Origin of the sequence: Aquirhabdus parva, from assembly GCF_003351745.1 — a bacterium.
In the GTDB taxonomy this organism is placed as follows: Bacteria; Pseudomonadota; Gammaproteobacteria; order Pseudomonadales; family Moraxellaceae; genus Aquirhabdus; species Aquirhabdus parva.
Window position 1 is genome coordinate 2,811,049 of sequence record NZ_CP031222.1, and the last position, 19,514, is coordinate 2,830,562.

Genomic DNA, 19,514 nt, shown 5'->3' on the forward strand with positions numbered 1-19,514 from the left:
AGTAGTGGTGAGTCTCTGTGGAATTGTACGCCTTTCAATTCACGTCCAATATATGCTTTATTGTTAACATTGGATCACATCTCAGATGACCTCCTCACTGCGCTATGCTTACTTAGGCATCATCCTGACCACTTTCTTTTGGGGCACCAACTTCAATGCTGGTGCCTATATTATTCGCTTCATGTCACCAATCACTGCTGCAACCGAGCGCTTCGTCATTGCCACATTGTTATTGGTGGTTATCTTTGGTGGTTTAGGCCGATTGCGCCTCACCGCGCTCAAGCAAAACTTGTTGCCGTTTATTGCTATTGGTCTTCTTGGGGTTGTCGGCTTTAACATGGCGATGTTTTTTGGCCTGCAATCCACCACACCGATCAATGGTGCACTGATCATGGCAACAACTCCACTGACCACACTGGCATTGGCTTATGTGTTTGAGCGTGAACAGATGACCCTGCATAAGGTGATTGGCCTGATCTTTGGTCTTGCAGGGGTCATTTTAGTCATCACCCATGGCGACCTCATGCATCTACTCACACTAAAGATTGCCCATGGTGATGTCATGATTTTGGCTGGAAGTGTGTCATTCTCACTGACCACGATTATTTCTAGACGCTTCGTTGTTGAAGCGACACCCCTTGAAACAACCACTTTCTCGATGTTGTTTGGCACCCTGATACTCGTGATCCTAAGTTTAATCTTTGAACATCCACTCACGATGATTACGGCAATGCCTGTATCAGTGCATATCGCTCTCCTTTATCTTGCCTTCTTTGGTTCGATGATCGCTTATTTATTTTGGTTTAATGGGATTCGGCACATCGGCTCAAGCCGTGCTGCTGCTTTTTTTAATTTAGTGCCAGTCTTTACCATGCTGGTTTCGATCATCTTTGGCGCTCTTCCCAATATTTGGCAAATTTTAGGTACTCTTGGCGTCATAATTGGTGTAATCTTTACCACTGGCGCTATTCAAAAGCGCAAAGCCACCTCTCTAAGCCCGCCAAAAACAGCTAACACATAATTAAAAAAAAAGTAATGGCTGAAATGACCAAAATTTATGGCAAATACAGACATGCAAAATTTGCCATAGCGGTTTATGATTCGCCGCAGCGAAATTATGATCGCCCTTCGCATTACTTACTTTACCCACTAAAGGGGTCACTATGCCAACCTATAAAGCACCGCTTCGCGACGTTCGTTTCTTAATGAACGAAATGTTTGATTTCCAAGCTCACTTTGCAACTTTGTCTAACGGCGCACTTGCCGATAGCGACACTGTGGACATGATTTTGGAAGGTACTGCTGACCTGTGTGAAAACGTTCTCGCACCTATCTATCAATCTGGCGACCAAGAAGGCTGTCATTTTGACAATGGCGTAGTCACCACGCCTAAAGGCTACAAAGAAGCTTACGATCAGTTCGTACAAGGCGGCTGGCAAGGCCTGTCTTACCCAGAACAGTACGGTGGTCAAGGTCTACCGATGTCACTGAACTTGGTTAAGTCAGAAATGATGGGAACCGCAAACTGGTCATTCACCATGTACCCAGGCTTAAGCTCTGGCTGTATGAATACCATTCTTCAGTACGGTACTGAAGAACAAAAAGACACCTATATGCCTAAACTGGTTGAAGGCACATGGAGTGGTACCATGTGTTTGACCGAACCACAATGTGGTACTGACTTAGGTCAGGTCAAAACCCGTGCTGAGCCAGAAGCTGACGGTACTTACAAACTTTTCGGTACCAAAATTTTCATCTCTGCGGGTGAGCACGATCTGGCTGAAAATATCATCCATATCGTTCTGGCACGTCTCCCAGATGCGCCTAAAGGCACCAAAGGGATTTCACTGTTTATCGTTCCTAAATTCATCCCTCAAGCTGACGGCACCATCGGTGAACGTAACCCAGTAACTTGTGGTTCAATCGAACACAAAATGGGTATCCGTGCTTCTGCGACTGCCGTATTGAACTTTGACGGTGCAATCGGTTATCTGATCGGTGAGCCTAACAAAGGCTTGAACGCGATGTTCACCTTCATGAACACTGCGCGTATCGGTACTGCTGTTCAAGGTATTGCACACGCTGAATTGTCTTATCAAGGTTCATTACCTTATGCCAAAGAGCGTATCTCGATGCGCGCACTGTCTGGCAAAAAAGATCCAGATAAAGTTGCTGATGCGATCATTCACCACGCCGATGTCCGTCGTCTGCTCCTGACTCAAAAAGCAGTGGCTGAAGGCGGTCGTGCGATGATCTATTATGCAGCGCAACTTGCTGACAAAATGACTGACGGTATCCTCAAAGGCGATCACGCTGAATACGAATACTGGGATGACAAACTCGGCTTCTACACCCCAATCCTGAAAGGTTTCTTGACTGAAATGGGTCTGGAATCTGCAAACTTGGGTATGCAAGTTTTCGGTGGTCACGGTTATATCAAAGAACACGGCATGGAGCAGATCGTTCGTGATGCACGTATCTCTACCCTCTACGAAGGTACTACAGGTATCCAAGCACTCGACTTGCTAGGCCGTAAAGTATTACTCGGTAGCCGCGGTAAAGTAGTCCGTGACTTCACTGGCGACATTCTGAAGTTCTGTGGTCGTCAAGCCAGCCACAAAAACATGCGCGGTTTTGCATGGGATCTGACCAAGATCTGTGCACAGTGGAATACACTGACTCTGCGCCTGATGTTGATGGCACGTAAAGATCGTGATGTGGTTTCAAGTGCATCTAACGACTACCTGATGTACTCAGGCTACGCGATGATGGCGTACTTCTGGGCTCAAATGGCTGCTAAGTCATTCGAATTGCTTGAGAAAGGTGGCAAAGAACAACCTGAGTTCTATCAAGCCAAGATCCAAACTGCTGAGTTCTTCTTCGAGCGCTTGTTGCCACGTGCACAAGGTCATGCTGAAGCAATGATCAAGCCATCTAAATCACTGATGCAGATGGATATCAGCAACTTCTCATTTGATTACTAATCATTTGAAGTGTTGAGAGTAAAAAAAGGAAGCCTGATGGCTTCCTTTTTTATGATCTCTCATCTCTGATAAACTCTCTAGGCACACTCTGCGTCAGCCAAACCCCATTTTCAGAAAGAAAAAATTTAAAACCTTGCTGCTGCATTTCTAGTGCATCAATCTCTAGCAAGACAGGTTTACCATAGCGTCGACCAACAGCAATGGCAGTGTCTTGATTATGAGATAAATGTACATAATGCCTTGATCCAGCCAGAAGCCCCTGCTCGCGTATGGATTCTAGAAACCGAGTGGCGGTTCCGTGATAGAGTGTTTCCGGAGGGATTTGTTCAGGAAAGCTTCGCTGCACCGTTTCAGTCGAGTGCCCTTGCACAGCACGAATCAAAGCGCCATCTTCTGAAATTGCAAAACGTTTTTTATCACTCCCATCAACCACGGCTTCAATAAGCTCGTAACTTAATTCTTTGCCATCTTTGCTTGCACCGGCAATGAGATCATCAATACTCACCCACCCCTCACGATCAAGCGTCAATCCTATCGCTTCAGGTTGGTGCCTTAAGACAAAACTTAAAAACTTACTGATTTCGGTATACGTCATTCAAACTCTCAACATGGTGCAGTATTCATTCATGATAACAGTGCTCAATAAACCGCAAATCATTAAATAATGAATAAATTGGCTACAAAAAAGACTCTGAATGACTTGGATTCAAAGCCTTTAATTTTTCACTATTTAACCCGCCAAAAATTCCAGCAGCGCCGCATTAACTTGATCCGCATGAGTCCATGTCAGACCATGGGGAGCGCCTTTGATCAAGACGAGCTTGGCATCTTTGACAGCTTGATGTGTTTTTGCACCTGATAACTCGAAAGGAACCATACGATCACTATCACCATGAATCACCAGAGTCGGAATGGTAAATTTTGCCAGATCCTTACGGAAATCCGTGCCCCAAACGCCCACACAATCAACAGTCGCTTTCGCTGATGCAGCAACAGCAATATTCCAACTGTATTGGACAACCTGATCACTAATCAGCACACCACCCAGCACATCAAGATTATAAAAATCTTTGAAAATTCCGGTCAGAAATGCAGGTCGATCGGTAAGTAGCCCTTGCTGAATACCTTTGAAAACACTGACATCAACGCCGTCCGGATTATCATCGGCTTTTTGCAAACATGGCGTGACACCACCAATGATAACCGCCTTACTTACCCGCTCAGTTCCATATAGACCGACATAACGCGCCACTTCCCCACCACCCATCGAGAAGCCCACCAACGTCACATCATGCAGATCCAGCTTGGTCAAAATTTTGTTTAAATCTGATGCGAAAGTATCGTAGTCATAGCCGGTAGAGGGCTGAGTAGAACGCCCAAATCCCCGACGATCATACGTGATGACTCGATACCCCGCTGCAAGGAGCGCCGCTGTTTGTTTTTCCCATGACGCCCCGCTCAGCGGCCAGCCATGAATCAGGACGACGGGCTTGCCCGAGCCCAAGTCCTCATAGTGCAGATTGATATGAATTGAGTTTTCGATTCCGACATTAACGAGACTCACGATATTTCTCCTGAAAAAAGAGGGTTCCTTTCCATCCCAGTGTGCAACGAAACGTCTTACAAATTTTCTGAAAATCGTGCTGATTGTGTTAATCATGATCGACCATCCGAATGAATAGTTGATGAATGCCAAGTGGATCACACCGCTGCATGAAAACAGATCAGTACATTTACAAATTCCGCTTATGCCGTCACATGCTGCTAATGAAACACCACATAGTCGCACTACATCCTGATATAGAAAGCATAGATAATGATTTCACTGCCACTTGGCAGAACAATTGACGGAGAACTGCTGCTATGAATGGTCTGCAACGCTCAACTCAACATCATATGATTGCTGGGGTTATGGGTGGGATTGCTGAACGGTTTGGTTGGAATGCTAACCTCGTCCGATTGGTGTTTATTGCAATATCGCTGGCCAGTGCAGCTTTTCCCGGAATCCTCGTCTACATCGTCCTGTGGATATTGATTCCCAAGCAACAGCCAAACGGCTGGGTATCACGTTAGTAGATAGCACCGAACCTTTTTTAAAAGCCATTAACGCTTTATAAGCCCAGTTACCCCACTGGGCTTTTTTTTGGTTGCGATTTCGTCTTGTCATGCATATCAATATAAGACTCTGTTCATTCTTTCAACAGTCTGTATAAATAAAATATTTATTAACAATTATGTTTATATTCATAAGCATATATTGATTATCTGGGAAAAATGACAATTCAACCTTCCTTTTCTATTTTTTATAATAATAACAAATACCTAAAATTTTTAGCTTCAGAAACAGGCTACAGAACCGGATCACACGGTCTCTATGTCAGTTACCATATTCAACAATAATCCTATTGCATCAAGCTGATATAGTCGAAGATTAGCTCAATATTTCCATGAGCCCCCTATATAACACCCTGCTAGAGGATTTTTATTCGTGAAGCATGTGATGACCCGAACTCTGATTGCCGCTGCCGTGCTCACGCAGATGACTGCAATCGCTTATGCTGTTGAAACAACAGCGACGCCTGCTGCACCTGTCGCAGCGACCGCCGCAACAAGCCCTGCGCCATTGATCTCAGGTATCGACGCACAAAATGCCGACACCAGCATCCGTGCACAAGATGACTTCTATGACCATGTGAATGGCAAATGGATCAAGAATACCGAAATCCCTGCCGACAAATCACGTTGGGGTGCATTCAATGAACTGGCTGAAAACTCACTGAATCAACTGCATACCATTGTTGATACCATCAGTGCGAAAAAAGACATTCCTGCGGGTTCCGTTGAACAAAAAATTGCAGACCTCTACGCTAGCTATACGGATGAAGCCGCACTAGAAAAACTCGGTGTGACGCCTCTGAATGCCGAGTTCGCCACCATTGATGCGCTGAAAGACAAAAAACAGATCGCAGCATACACCGCCCATTTAGCCAAGATTCAGGTCAGCTCACCTTTTGAACTGGGGATTGGTCAAGATGCCAAAGACTCAACCAAGATCGTTGCAGGCTTTGACCAAAGTGGACTCGGTCTACCTGATCGCGACTACTACCTCAAAGACGATGAAAAACTCAAAGATGCGCGCGTCAAATACCAAGCTTATGTCGAAAAATTGCTGACACTGTCTGGTGACGCAAAGGCCAAAGAAAATGCAGTCGCTATCTTGGCACTTGAAACCGAACTGGCAAAAGTACAATGGACCAAAGTGCAAAACCGCGACCCAGTCAAAACCTACAATAAAGTTGAAGTGGCTAAACTGGCAGGTCTAGTACCGCACTTTGACTGGAACAGCTACTTGGTGGATACAGGTCTCAAAGATAAAATCACCTATGTGATCGTTGCACAGCCTAGCTATCTCAAAGGCTACGACCAAGTCCTGCAAAAAACACCTTTGGACGTCTGGAAAGCGTATTACAAATTGCGCGTGCTGAGCCACTTTGCACCTGACTTGTCCAAAGCCTACGTTGATGAAAACTTTGCCTTCTACGGCACCACCCTACGTGGTACGCCTGAAAACGAACCCCGCTGGAAACGCGGTGTGAAAACCGTTGAAGCTGCACTGGGCGAAGGCTTGGGTAAACTCTACGTCGAGCAGTACTTCCCGCCTGAAAACAAAGCGCGCATGGAAAAACTGGTCAATAACTTGATCACCGCTTACCACCAAAGTATTGATACTTTAGACTGGATGGGACCTGCGACCAAGAAACAGGCGCAAAAGAAACTGGCTACCCTGATGATCAAGATCGGCTATCCAAAGAAATGGCGTGATTACTCTGCCCTTGAGATCAAAAAAGATGATCTGATCGGCAATGAAATCCGCTCTGCGGCTTTTGAATACGCCTATCAGCTCAACAAATTGGGCAAACCAGTTGATCGTGATGAGTGGGAAATGACGCCACAGACCGTCAATGCCTACTACAATCCATCACTCAATGAAATCGTGTTCCCAGCCGCGATCCTGCAACCGCCATTCTTCAATGCCAATGCAGATGATGCAGCCAACTATGGCGGTATCGGTGCGGTGATTGGTCATGAAATCAGCCATGGTTTTGATGATCAAGGCAGCCAATTTGACGAAGTGGGTAATCTGCGTAACTGGTGGACCAAGCAGGATCACGAGAAGTTCGCTAAAAAAACCAAAGCTCTAGTTGAACAATACAATGCCTATAGCCCAGTCCCTGGTTATAACGTCAATGGTGAGCTAACCCTCGGTGAAAACATCGCGGACAACTCCGGCCTTGCTATTGCCTACAAGGCCTACAAACTGTCTCTGGGTGGCAAAGAAGCACCAATCATTGATGGCACTACGGGTGATCAGCGCTTGTACTTAGGCTGGGCACAAGTGTGGCGCAACAAAATCCGTGATGCACAGGCGATTGTATTCGTGAAAACTGACCCACACTCTCCAGCGCAGTTCCGTGGTAATGGTGCGGTAGTCAACCAACCTGCATTCTACAAAGCGTTTGAAGTCAAAGAAGGCGACAAGATGTACTTGCCGCCTGAAAAACGCGTGATTATGTGGTAAATCGGGTGAACACATAAGACTGAAAATGAATGACCTGTTAAGCAATTAATGGGTCATTTTTTTAAACGAGTCACATCAAGCCAAACTTTTTTAAATCATATTGATCAGATCGAGATAATCCATGAAACAGATCATGACCCGTACACTACTTGCTGCTGCGATACTGAGCCAGATCAGTGGTCTATCCCATGCTGCAGAGACCACTGCGAACACAGCAACATCCACGACTACAGCAGCAACATTAGTTTCAGGCATTGACCCGAAAAACTTTGACCTCGCCGTACGCCCACAAGATGATTTCTATAAATACACCAATGGCACATGGCTTAAAAACACCGAGATTCCCAAAGACAAATCCAGTTGGGGGGCTTTTTATGAACTGTATGAGCAGTCTCTAACCCAATTGCAAACCATCATCACGCAAATGAGTGAAACAAAAGACTTGCCCAAAGGCAGCGTAGAAGAGAAGATTTCATATTTCTATCAAAGCTTTATGGATGAACTCGCTTTAGAAAAACTAGGGCTAACTCCCCTTGCTCCAGAACTGTCTAAAATCGATACGCTGAACGATAAAACCCAACTCGCCGCCTTGCTTGCCCATTTGTCTCTGATCAATGTAGTCTCCCCTATCGAGTTCGGAATCAAACAAGATGACAAAGACTCCACCAAAATGACCGTGGGCTTGGGTCAGAGTGGTTTGGGGCTACCTGACCGCGACTACTATCTGAAAGACGATGCCAAACTCAAAGATGCACGCATCAAATACCAAGCTTATATTGAAAAATTACTGAGCATGTCTGGCGATAATGCAGCAAAAAAACACGCGGCTGACATCGTGAAATTTGAAACCGATATCGCCAAGGCGCAATGGACCAATGTCCAGAACCGCGACCCGATTAAGACCTATAACAAAGTCACCACCGCAAAACTGCCGCTACTGACCCCACATTTTGATTGGAATGCCTATCTGACCAATGCCGGTCTGAAAGACAAAACCAATGAAGTGATTGTCAGTCAGCCCACCTACTTTAAAGCACTTAGTCACATTATCGACAAAACACCCGTAGACACATGGAAAGCTTATCTTAAGTTCCATCTGATCAATCATTTTGCACCGGATCTGTCCAAGGCTTACGTTGATGAAAACTTTGCTTTCTATGGTACGGTGCTGTCGGGCACGCCGGAGAATACACCGCGCTGGAAACGAGGCGTTCAGACCGTCGATGCGTCACTGGGTGAAGGACTCGGTAAAGTGTATGTCGACAAATACTTCCCGCCTGAAAACAAAGCCAAAATGCTGGTACTGGTGGATAACCTGATCAAGTCCTATAAGACCAGCATCAGCCAACTGGACTGGATGAGCCCAGCCACCAAAATTGAGGCACAGAAGAAACTATCTACGCTGATGGTCAAAGTGGGTTACCCCGACAAATGGCGTGACTACACATCTCTGGAAATCAAAAAAGACGATTTAATCGGTAACGAAATCCGCTCTGCGCTCTTTGCCAGCCAATATGAAATCAACAAGCTCGGCAAACCAGTAGACCGTGCGGAATGGGGCATGACACCGCAAACCGTGAATGCCTACTACAACCCATCCCTCAATGAAATCGTATTCCCTGCGGCAATCTTGCAGCCGCCATTCTTTGATGCCAAGGCAGATGATGCGGTCAATTACGGCGGAATTGGTGGGGTGATCGGACACGAAATCAGCCATGCCTTCGATGATCAAGGTAGCCAATATGATGAAGTGGGTAATCTGCGTAATTGGTGGACTGCCGCTGATCACAAGAACTTTGCAGTCAAAACCAAAGCACTGGTTGCGCAATACAATGCGTATAGTCCTGTACCCGGCTACAAGGTCAATGGCGAGCTGACACTGGGTGAGAATATCGCCGACAACTCGGGTCTGGCGATTGCCTATAAGGCGTATCACCTTTCACTGGCAGGCAAAGAAGCACCAGTGATAGACGGCAAGACTGGTGATCAACGCTTGTACTTGGGCTGGGCACAAGTCTGGCGTGAGAAAGTACGTGATGATGCCGCTATCATGGCGGTGAAAACCGACCCACACTCGCCGTCTGAATTCCGCGGTAACGGCGCACTACTCAACCAACCGGCTTTCTTCAAAGCCTTTGACATCAAGGAAGGCGACAAGATGTATCTGCCTCCCGAAAAACGCGTGGTGATGTGGTAAATCTGCATTCGTGCATTAATCAATCCCAGCCTGTTCAAGCAATAGGCTGGGATTCTTTTTGAAGCTCAAAGAAAAAACTTTCGTTACGCTTTAAGCACATATCACCTTCATTTTGGACTAAATTCTGCCGTCAAATCTTCATTTTTCCAGTCTATAATGCAATGAAGCTCATCACAGTCATCTCCTATGTCTCGTCCAATCTTAGTGATCAATTGCGGTTCATCATCGATTAAATTTGCACTTGTTCCCGAACACGTCGCCGCTCATCAAGTGCGTCGTTCAGGACTGGCGGAAAACTTAGGCACACCGGAAGCCTTACTGAATATCACGACCGAAGATGGCAAAAAAACGTCGGTGGCGATTCCCCATGCAGATCATCAAGCGGCACTGACAGAGATATTAAAAAGACTCGGGGATGAACTCCCTATAGCGATTGGTCACCGCGTGGTGCATGGGGGTGAGAAGTTCACTCATGCCGTGCAGATCGACGAATCGGTCTTAAAAGTGATTCGTGAAACTACACCGCTTGCCCCGCTGCATAACCCTGCGAACCTGCAAGGGATTGATGCGACATTAAAGCTGTTTGCAGATTTACCGCAAGTCGCTGTATTTGATACGGCATTTCACCAGACCATGCCCCCGCAAGCTTTTCGCTATGCGCTGCCAGAGGATCTGTATAGCAAGCACCACATTCGCCGCTATGGTTTTCATGGCACCAGCCATGCTTATGTCACCCAACATACCGACCAGCTTGTCGGTGGTGATAACAACGGCTGGATCTCTGCACATTTAGGCAATGGCTGTTCCACCTGTGCCGTCTGGCAAGGCAAGAGTATGGACACCAGTATGGGCCTAACGCCGCTTGAAGGTCTGGTCATGGGCACCCGCAGTGGCAATGTCGACCCCAGTCTGCACATTCATCTAACCCGAACACTGGGCTGGTCACTGGAAGAAATTGACCAGATCCTCAATAAAAAAAGTGGTTTGCTTGGTCTGTCGGGTTTGTCCAATGACATGCGCACGCTGACTGAAGCGGCTGCAGATGGACATCGCGGTGCAGAGCTTGCCATTGATGTCTTTTGCTATCGCCTTGCCCAGTCATTAGCGGCCATGAGTTGCGCATTGCCTGTGTTTACGGGCATTATCTTTACGGGTGGGATTGGCGAAAATGCAGCGGTGATTCGTGCCAAAACATTGGCGCTTCTCCCCCATTTTGGACTGTATCTCGACGCGGATAAAAACCAGAAAATGATCCGCGGTGCAGAAGGACGTATAGATCAGGGCGCGAATGACACGGAACTTGGGATCAACGCCTATTTAGGACGTCAGATCTGGGTGATTCCCACCGATGAAGAAGGTCAGATCGCACGAGAAACACGGAGTGTGCTGGGCTTATAAGAGTCACTCGCGTGGCACATTTCACGTGATAGCGCCAATAACACCACCAAAACATTAGTAACACCATTTTAAGGGACTTTTTTTCATGCAAACTTTTTTGATCGTCCCCACCGGTATCGGCGTTGGCCTCACCTCGGCCTGTTTGGGCTTAATTCGCGCACTCGATATGGCGGGTATGCGTGCGGGCTTTATGAAGCCTTTTGTCCAAGCCGAACTCAATGCCGATGGTGACGGCAGCGACCGCTCCAGTCTCTTGGTCAGTAAAACCTTAAATCGACCTGTGGTTCAAGCCATGCAGCAAAGCACGGTCGAACGTATGCTGGGTGATGGTCACATGGATGAACTGCTTGAGCAGCTCATGAGCATGAAAAATGAAAGCGGACAAGGTCAGGATGTCCTGATCGTTGAAGGCCTCGTCCCCACCAGCGAAAGCAGCTATGCTCCTCAGCTGAACGCGGCACTGGCCCAATCTCTTGATGCCAGCGTGATCATCGTCACCACAGCGGATATCGATCATCTGGAAGGACTGGCTGATCGTCTAGACCTCGTCGCACAAGCCTTTGGGGGCACCGCTTCAGAGCGCACCCTCGGCTATATCTTAAACCGTGTCAAAGGTGTGACCGAAGCTGCGTTGGGCGAGCCGGCTGAACTGGCCGTTCTGCAAAGTCGCATTATCCAAGCCTTAAAGCCACTTTCCCAAGATGTAGGCACGGATAATTTCCATTTGATTGGCGTAGTGCCTTTCAATGAAGCTTTAAGTTCCCCGCGTATCATTGATGTCGCACAAGTTTTAAGTGCCAAGTTCTTAAATCGCGGTGAAGCTACAGAGCGCCGCGTCCGCCGTGTTTCCTTATGTGCCCGTACCGTAAAGAATATCCTGTCAGCACTTACCCCAGACACCCTAATCGTCACCCCCGGTGATCGTGAAGATGTCTTGGTTGCGGCTTGCCTTGCCTCAATGAATGGCGTGCCGCTGGCGGGCGTGGTTCTGACCGGTGACTATCTGCCCGAAGAACCCTTGCTGCAGCTCTGTACCAATGCCTTTAAGTCGGGTCTACCGGTACTGTCCGTGGAAAGCGACTCGTTTGAAACCGTGCAGCGCTTGAGTCAAATGAGCAACGAAATCCCTGCCGATGACCATGACCGAGCGGAACAAGTCATGGCTACCGTAGCGCGCCACCTTGATGTTGACTGGCTGAAAAAACACTTCGCCGCACAGCGCTCTGAGCGACTGTCTCCATCGGCATTCCGTTATCAACTCGTCAAAAAGGCCCAAGCGGCAACCAAGCGGATTGTCCTGCCTGAAGGTGCTGAACCTCGCACTATTCAAGCAGCGGTCATCTGCCAAACACGCGGTATTGCGCATTGTATTTTGCTGGCAAAACGTGAAGAGGTTGAAGCGGTGGCATTGGCGCGCGGCATTACCCTGCCCCCTAGCCTTGAAATCATCGAACCTGAAAGCATCCGTGCACGCTATATCGCGCCTATGGTGGAACGCCGTAAAGGGAAGCTCACAACACAGCTTGCCGAAGCCCAATTGCAAGATACTGTGGTGCTCGGCACCATGATGCTGGCACTGGGTGAAGTCGATGGACTGGTGTCGGGTGCAATTCATACCACCGCCAACACCGTACGCCCCGCCTTCCAATTGATTAAGACGGCTCCCGGCTTTAGCTTGGTATCCTCAATCTTCTTTATGCTGCTCCCTGAGCAAGTAGTCGTCTATGGCGACTGCGCGATTAACCCAGACCCGACAGCAACCGAACTGGCTGAGATTGCGATCCAGAGTGCCGACTCAGCAGCAGCATTTGGCATTGAGCCACGAGTGGCGATGATCAGCTACTCAACCGGTGAATCCGGTACGGGTAGCGGCGTGGATAAAGTGCGTGAAGCCACCAAGATCGCGCAAGAGCGCCGTCCAGACCTGATGATCGATGGTCCATTGCAATACGATGCCGCCGCGATTGAAAGTGTCGGCAAACAAAAAGCTCCTGATTCCAAAGTTGCTGGACGTGCGACGGTGTTTGTGTTCCCTGACTTGAATACAGGGAATACCACTTATAAAGCCGTACAACGGAGTGCCAATGTGGTAAGTGTAGGACCCATGTTGCAGGGCTTGAATAAACCAGTGAATGATTTGTCACGCGGCGCATTGGTCGAAGATATTGTGTATACGATTGCGCTGACGGCGATTCAGGCTGAGGGATAAATCTTTCCAAGACGTTCTGGACAATGGTCCGAACGTCTTAAGCATAAAATAATCGATAAACAAAAATGATAAAAAATACCCCCGCAACATAGCGAAAAAAGCTTCGGGCTTTGTATGAGACACCGATTGGGGCTGTTTGAATCTGCGCATGGATTTGCGACAAGGTTTTGTTCAATGAAATGCGAGGGCCAAAAAGAAGAGAGATGCTATACGCTAAAAATGCTGCATATAAAAAAATGACAGTAAAACGATGTTCGAGGAACCGACTCACAACTGAATAGGCCATCACTACTATCAGAAGAAAATCTAACCAACGAGACTTTATAAACTGCACAGCGGATTGCTTTTCGTTAAACGGATTTTCTGTATTGCTGGCCATGATCGGCGTACCAGAGATATTTGCAATACAGTACTATTTCTACCAAAAAGTCAGAAATATTTATAGCTGATATGGTTATTTTATTTTTGGGAATGCACAGATATTGCAGTAATATCGAAATGAGAAAATGCCGTTCTAGTCTATGAAGTGAGGCAAATGATGAATCTTGCAACCGAAGCTTTAGCATACAAAAAAGCTCTACTCTGGAATGTAGTAACGCTCCCTGAAGTCATCCAATGGGCTGATCATTTGATTACAGTAGAAGATAACCCTGATCCGCAATTATACGAGATATCCCTTGCAAATAATAACCATCAAGCCAACGATGCTCTGACAGAACTTACAAAAGAAGCATCAATCCTTGATGTAACGTATAAAATAATAGAGATGCTTGCACGCAAAGCTTCTAAGAATGACATTAATTATAAATTCACTGCAGATATATTATATAGGATGGCATGTGAAAATTTTATTCTAGATGAGGATTCACAATTTGAAATGTCTCGACTAACTGATGCTTTATACCTTGCTGAAGAAAAAATTTACGGTGACCCAGAAGAGATCAAAACTGAAATACGTCAATTTCTCAATCAATATGCCACAAAAAAATAATCTAAACTAAAATTAATCAACAAAAACCAAGGTGATAACTTTTCTTTTCTCAACCTTGGTTATTAACGACTCATCCTTCAAATATCGGAAGTTTCACAATCTCACTTCACCCGCTGCGACGCTCTCTCCGCCTGATAATAGCGTTTTCGCTCAGCATACCGCTGCGCTTTGAAGTTGCGGACTTGAATCGCTTGGTGTCGCTGATATTCATAATGATCGGCCGTAAGCTTTGAATATGGCAACATGCGCGCATTCGATGCACATGACGTCTGGGAATAATGCACCCCACCACCTGCATCCTGACACTTATAAACATCATGTGCCAAGGAAACTGAAGAGACTAAACATAATCCTAAACCCACTAAAACGAGTCTCATCCCCAGACTCCTGCGCGAACCGACCAATTTTCTACCGGCCACTGATGATCCAATGCATGAGCATGCAGACGTTTATCTGGAGTCACCGTAATGGGATGATCGACAAAATTCAGTAAGGGCAAATCATTAAACGAGTCGGAATAGCCCCAGCTATTCTCCAGTTTCTGATCCGGATTATGCTGCGCCAGCCAAGCATTGAGATGATGTAACTTACCTGCTTGGAAGCACGGCTCCCCCACAAGCTTACCAGTGTACACGCCATCAATGATCTCAGGTTCGCTGGCAATCAAATGCGAAACGCCAAAAGCCTGTGCAATTGGGGCTGTGACAAAACTGTTGGTCGCAGTGATGATCACAATCTCATGACCCGCTTGACGATGTTTCTCAATCGCAGCGATCCCGAGTGGACGCATCGCCGGGCGAATGATAGTGTCTAGATATTGATCACTGATCGCTTTTAATACGCTCGGTGCTTTGCCTTTTAAAAATTGAAAAACGAATTCATTATAGGCCACGGCATCTAAAGTACCGGATTGATAATCTGCATAGAACTGGTCGTTACGTTTGCGGTGTTCGGCTTCATCTACCAAACCCTGTGCAATTAAAAACTCGCCCCACTCATGATCTGAATCCAAATCTAATAAGGTATGATCCAAATCAAATAACGCCAATTGCATGCTCGCCTCCAATGGGCTCAAAAGTTATCAAAACAGATTAAAAATACAGCGTTTTCGCCAATAATGTCGCTACATCTTGACTTGTAAAATTCACTTAGTGATTTAACTCACAAAAAACTGTAAAAACTATCGCCGTAAGCCTACAGAATTTCGGTAAAATAACATCAAATTTCATGTACTTTCCTTGCCTTTATATCAGCTTTTAGAAGATGTCATGATGTTATGCCCTAGTATGACACGCGATGATGAAAAATAAGGATGGTCATGCACCACATTAGGCATATTTTCTGGAATTGTTTCAATGATAGATGCAGATGGCTTTCGGCCCAATGTCGGCATGATTTTGTGCAATGCACAAGGTCAGGTGCTGTGGGCAAAACGAATCGGTCATAATGCGTGGCAGTTTCCACAAGGTGGGATTTCCGAAGGTGAAACCCCAGAGCAAGCGCTCTATCGTGAGCTTTGGGAAGAAGTCGGATTACAACCTACGCATGTGAAGATTCTGGCTCAAACCCAAGGCTGGCTTCCTTATCGGTTGCCACATCGCTATGTGCGGCAGGACGATGCTCCACCAGTTTGTATTGGACAGAAGCAAAAGTGGTTTTTACTACAATTGACCGCAAGTGAGTCAGAGATTCATCTGGATGCCCAGACTCCTGCAGAGTTTGATCATTGGATGTGGGTGAGTTATTGGTATCCCCTGACCGAAGTGGTGGCATTTAAGCGTGAAGTTTATCGCAAGGCATTGCTTGAGCTGATCCCGCATTTGCCCGTTTTAAATTAAACGTTGTTGGCTGAATAGACCATATAAAAGAATTGATGCGACCTAGCAATACGCCTCTTGATGAATGATCATTCTCATACGTCAATGCTTATTTATCCAGGGAAATAAAAGATAAGACAACCCTAAATCGGAATTGGAGATGTCATGCAGATTGAAAGCCTGCGCAAGATTGTACAAGACGTAGATGCCGCACCGAATCTCCATGCGGCACTCGAAGTCATGGTACAACTGGTTGCCGAAGCCATGGAGACGGAAGTGTGTTCGGTCTACCTTTTGGACGAACGCAATCAACGCTATATTTTGATGGCGTCCGTTGGCTTAAACGCAGATTCAGTCGGAGAAGTGTCTCTATCCACCACCGAAGGTCTGGTAGGCTTGGTGGGACAACGTGAAGAAATCGTCAGTCTTGAGGATGCCTCTAGCCATCCACGCTTCCGCTACTTGCCTGAAACGGGTGAAGAACGCTATAGCGCCTTCCTCGGCGTACCGATCATGTATCGCCGCAAGGTTATGGGCGTCATGGTTGTACAGCACCGTGAACGTCGTGCCTTTAGTGAAGCAGCAGAATCTTTTCTTGTGACGTTATGCGCCCAGCTTTCTGGTGCCATTGCTCACGCGCATGCGGTCGGGCAAGTGGATGTTTTTAGAAAACCCAATAGCGCATCCTCGCCGCAAGTATTCCAAGGTGTTTCTGGTGCGGGCGGTATCGCCATTGGTCGTGCAGTCGTACTGTATCCCCCAGCTGACCTGTCACTGGTTCCGGATCGCAAAATTGATGATGTGAAATCCGAGCTGGTCGTCTTTAAAGATGCACTTGAGATCGTACGCAAAGACATCCGCGATCTTGATGAAAAGATGCAAAAAGCCCTGCTCGAAGATGAACGCGCCTTATTTAGCGTTTATCTGCGGATGCTGGACGATCATGCACTCCCCGCCGAAATCAATGCCAAAATCAAAGCCGGCAATTGGGCGCAAGGTGCAGTCCGTGCGGTGATTGATCAACACACCGCCCACTTCGCGCAAATGAAAGATGAATACCTGCGTGAACGCGTCGCAGACTTGCGTGATTTGGGTCGTCGTTTGCTTGCACGCCTGCAAGCTTCCGACAATCAGCATCGTGAGATTGGTGAAGAAAGTATCCTGATCGGTGAGGAAATCTCGACCGCCATGCTGGTCGAACTCCCACTGGATAACGTTGCGGCGATTGTCACGACCGAAGGGGCTGCCAACTCTCACATGGTGATCGTGGCACGTGCGCTGGGTATCCCGACAGTGATTGGCGTCACCGAACTGCCGACGACATCACTGGATGATGTCGAGATGATTGTTGATGCTCATCAGGGTCGTATCTTCGTTCATCCGATCCGTCAGTTGCGTCAGCGCTACAAAGAGATTCAAAAAGAAGAGCAACAAGCCGCTCAAGACCTCAAAGCCTACGAGCGCCGCGAAACCATCACCCCAGATGGTCACGTGATGCCGCTGTATGTGAATACGGGTCTGATGATCGATGTGATTCGCGGGGCACAGCGCGGGGCCAAAGGCGTTGGACTGTATCGCAGTGAAATTCCCTTTATGCTGCGCGAGCGCTTCCCCGGTGAAGAAGAGCAACGTCTGATCTATCGCCAACAGCTCAGCCACTTTGCGGGCAAGCCCGTGGTCATGCGTACACTCGACATCGGTGCAGACAAAGACTTGCCCTACTTCTCAATTGAGGAAGAAAACGCCGCCTTAGGCTGGCGCGGCATCCGCTTTACGCTGGATCATCCTGAGATTTTCTCTGCGCAAATGCGTGCGATGCTTAAAGCCAGTATCGGACTCAATAACCTGCATATCCTCTTCCCGATGATCACCTCGGTCAGTGAGGTTGAAGAGTCGTTATACCTGCTTGATCGCTCCTTGCATGAAGTGCAGGAAGAGGAACAGGTCAAGATCAACAAACCCAAAGTCGGTGTGATGATCGAAGTGCCGAGCGTACTCAGCATCATTGATGAGCTGTCAGAGTTGGTTGACTTCTTCTCTGTCGGTTCTAACGACTTGACCCAGTATCTACTTGCGGTCGATCGTAATAATCCGCGTGTGGCGACCTTGTATAACCACTACCATCCTGCGGTACTTCGCACGCTGAATCAGTTGGTGAAACGCTGCCGTGAGCTAGATCGTCCTGTCAGCATCTGCGGTGAAATGGCGGGTGATCCGGGTACAGCGGCGCTGATGATGGCGATGGGCTTTAATGCCTTGTCGATGAGTTCATCCAATATTCTGAAAGTGCGTAAGGCCTTGATCCAGATCCCTCTGACTGAGGCGCAAGAGTTGCTTGCTGAAGTACTCAAGATGGATAACCCTGCGGTGATTCGCAGTTGGGTTGAGATGTTTATGATCAATAAAGGTCTGGGTAGTTTGATTAAGCCTGCGCAGAAGAGTTTGGGGTGAGTGATGCTTGCTGAAACAAAGGCTCAAGAACTGCATGAATTAGGGCAGCGCCTCAGTGATGAAGGAAAGGAGCAAGAAGCGATATCTGCTTATCTACAAGCAATAGAACTTGACCCTAAAAAGTCTGAGAGTTTTTATAATATTGGTCTAATTTATAAATATCAGAATGAATGGACCAAGTCTTTTGAATACAACCAAAAGGCCTACTCCCTTGATCCTTCTGATGAATCTGCAAGATGGAATCTGGCAATTGCAGCCACTGCTCTAAGAGATTGGGCAACAGTACGTCAGGCATGGCAAGACAATGGCATAGCTCTTGATGGAAAATCTGGCCCCATCGACATGAATTTCGGCATAACTCCTGTGCGATTGAATCCCGATTACGATGCCGAAGTAGTCTGGGCCACTCGAATAGATCCAGTCAGAGCCAGAATAGAAAATGTTCCCTACAAAGAATCTGGATTTCGGTACGATGATATCGTTCTGCATGACGGTGCCGCTGTCGGATACCGAAAGAATGGAAATAATGAATATCCGGTTTTTAATGTATTAGAACTTTTTGAGCGCTCAAAATTTTCGACAGCACTTGCATCTATTCAAATTAACAGCGAACAAGATATCGCTGTCCTTGAAAATTTATTCTCAAAATCTGTTCATCATTTTGAAGATTGGACAAAAAACGTCAGAACTTTATGTCGGCAATGCAGCGAGGGAATGCCTCACGAACATCACGATTCGGACTTAACACCCGACTTTAATCACGAAAGAACTTTAGGCGTAGCAGTACGTGAAGATGAATCGATATTACCAATATTTGAGGAGTGGCAAAGATTAACAGGCGGTAAGCTATTAAGTTTCAATAATTGACTTAAAAATAGTCCCGCTTCG

16 protein-coding genes are annotated in these 19,514 nt (G+C 46.9%); 11 read left to right on the forward strand and 5 right to left on the reverse strand.

The window, feature by feature from the left end:
• Window positions 1-85: 85 nt before the first annotated feature.
• Both HYN46_RS12635 and HYN46_RS12640 read left to right on the forward strand, forming a co-directional pair.
• Window positions 86-1,021: a DMT family transporter gene (locus tag HYN46_RS12635; protein WP_114899709.1), complete on the forward strand. Its 936-nt coding sequence runs from the start codon at window positions 86-88 to the stop codon at window positions 1,019-1,021.
• Between the two features lie 142 nt (window positions 1,022-1,163).
• Window positions 1,164-2,984, forward strand: coding sequence for an acyl-CoA dehydrogenase C-terminal domain-containing protein (locus HYN46_RS12640; protein WP_114899710.1), 1,821 nt, complete (start codon window positions 1,164-1,166; stop codon window positions 2,982-2,984).
• A 49-nt stretch (window positions 2,985-3,033) separates the two neighbouring features.
• On the opposite strand, the gene HYN46_RS12645 is transcribed toward HYN46_RS12640, so the two are convergent.
• A complete protein-coding gene (locus HYN46_RS12645) occupies window positions 3,034-3,579 on the reverse strand; it encodes an RNA 2'-phosphotransferase (protein ID WP_114899711.1) in 546 nt (181 codons plus the stop codon).
• Between the two features lie 135 nt (window positions 3,580-3,714).
• Entirely contained in the window at window positions 3,715-4,548 is an 834-nt protein-coding gene (locus HYN46_RS12650; RefSeq protein WP_114899712.1) for an alpha/beta fold hydrolase, read from the reverse strand.
• Between the two features lie 299 nt (window positions 4,549-4,847).
• Between HYN46_RS12650 and HYN46_RS12655 the strand changes: the two genes are divergently transcribed.
• From HYN46_RS12655 to pta, 5 genes are all read left to right on the forward strand, one after another.
• The gene (locus HYN46_RS12655) at window positions 4,848-5,057 is read left to right on the forward strand and encodes a PspC domain-containing protein (RefSeq protein WP_114899713.1); all 210 of its coding nucleotides are present in this window, start codon (window positions 4,848-4,850) and stop codon (window positions 5,055-5,057) included.
• A gap of 427 nt (window positions 5,058-5,484) precedes the next feature.
• Complete coding sequence (locus tag HYN46_RS12660) at window positions 5,485-7,563, forward strand: M13 family metallopeptidase (RefSeq protein ID WP_114900762.1); 2,079 nt, start codon at window positions 5,485-5,487, stop codon at window positions 7,561-7,563.
• Between the two features lie 121 nt (window positions 7,564-7,684).
• Window positions 7,685-9,760, forward strand: a complete 2,076-nt coding sequence (locus HYN46_RS12665) for a M13 family metallopeptidase (protein ID WP_114899714.1) — start codon at window positions 7,685-7,687, stop codon at window positions 9,758-9,760.
• 186 nt (window positions 9,761-9,946) lie between these two features.
• Complete coding sequence (locus tag HYN46_RS12670) at window positions 9,947-11,158, forward strand: acetate/propionate family kinase (RefSeq protein ID WP_114899715.1); 1,212 nt, start codon at window positions 9,947-9,949, stop codon at window positions 11,156-11,158.
• Between the two features lie 85 nt (window positions 11,159-11,243).
• Entirely contained in the window at window positions 11,244-13,367 is a 2,124-nt protein-coding gene (pta, locus tag HYN46_RS12675) for a phosphate acetyltransferase (protein ID WP_114899716.1), read from the forward strand.
• 37 nt (window positions 13,368-13,404) lie between these two features.
• On the opposite strand, the gene HYN46_RS12680 is transcribed toward pta, so the two are convergent.
• The gene (locus HYN46_RS12680) at window positions 13,405-13,746 is read right to left on the reverse strand and encodes a hypothetical protein (protein ID WP_162818193.1); all 342 of its coding nucleotides are present in this window, start codon (window positions 13,744-13,746) and stop codon (window positions 13,405-13,407) included.
• A gap of 156 nt (window positions 13,747-13,902) precedes the next feature.
• On the opposite strand from HYN46_RS12680, the gene HYN46_RS12685 reads away from it, so the two are divergent.
• On the forward strand, window positions 13,903-14,358 hold the full coding sequence (locus tag HYN46_RS12685) for a hypothetical protein (RefSeq protein WP_114899718.1): 456 nt from the start codon (window positions 13,903-13,905) through the stop codon (window positions 14,356-14,358).
• Between the two features lie 101 nt (window positions 14,359-14,459).
• Here the strand turns inward: HYN46_RS12685 and HYN46_RS12690 are convergent, their stop codons facing one another.
• Window positions 14,460-14,735, reverse strand: coding sequence for a DUF4124 domain-containing protein (locus tag HYN46_RS12690; protein ID WP_114899719.1), 276 nt, complete (start codon window positions 14,733-14,735; stop codon window positions 14,460-14,462).
• Window positions 14,732-15,412: a histidinol-phosphatase gene (locus HYN46_RS12695; RefSeq protein WP_114899720.1), complete on the reverse strand. Its 681-nt coding sequence runs from the start codon at window positions 15,410-15,412 to the stop codon at window positions 14,732-14,734. Before HYN46_RS12695 ends, HYN46_RS12690 begins: the two co-directional genes overlap by 4 nt.
• Window positions 15,413-15,713: 301 nt before the next feature.
• On the opposite strand from HYN46_RS12695, the gene HYN46_RS12700 reads away from it, so the two are divergent.
• From HYN46_RS12700 to HYN46_RS12710, 3 genes are all read left to right on the forward strand, one after another.
• The gene (locus HYN46_RS12700; protein WP_114899721.1) at window positions 15,714-16,196 is read left to right on the forward strand and encodes an RNA pyrophosphohydrolase; all 483 of its coding nucleotides are present in this window, start codon (window positions 15,714-15,716) and stop codon (window positions 16,194-16,196) included.
• Window positions 16,197-16,340: 144 nt separating this feature from the next.
• Entirely contained in the window at window positions 16,341-18,626 is a 2,286-nt protein-coding gene (ptsP, locus tag HYN46_RS12705) for a phosphoenolpyruvate--protein phosphotransferase (protein ID WP_114899722.1), read from the forward strand.
• Window positions 18,627-18,629: 3 nt separating this feature from the next.
• Window positions 18,630-19,493 carry a tetratricopeptide repeat protein gene (locus HYN46_RS12710; protein ID WP_114899723.1) on the forward strand — a complete coding sequence of 288 codons (864 nt, stop codon included), beginning with the start codon at window positions 18,630-18,632 and terminating at the stop codon, window positions 19,491-19,493.
• Window positions 19,494-19,514: the final 21 nt, after the last annotated feature.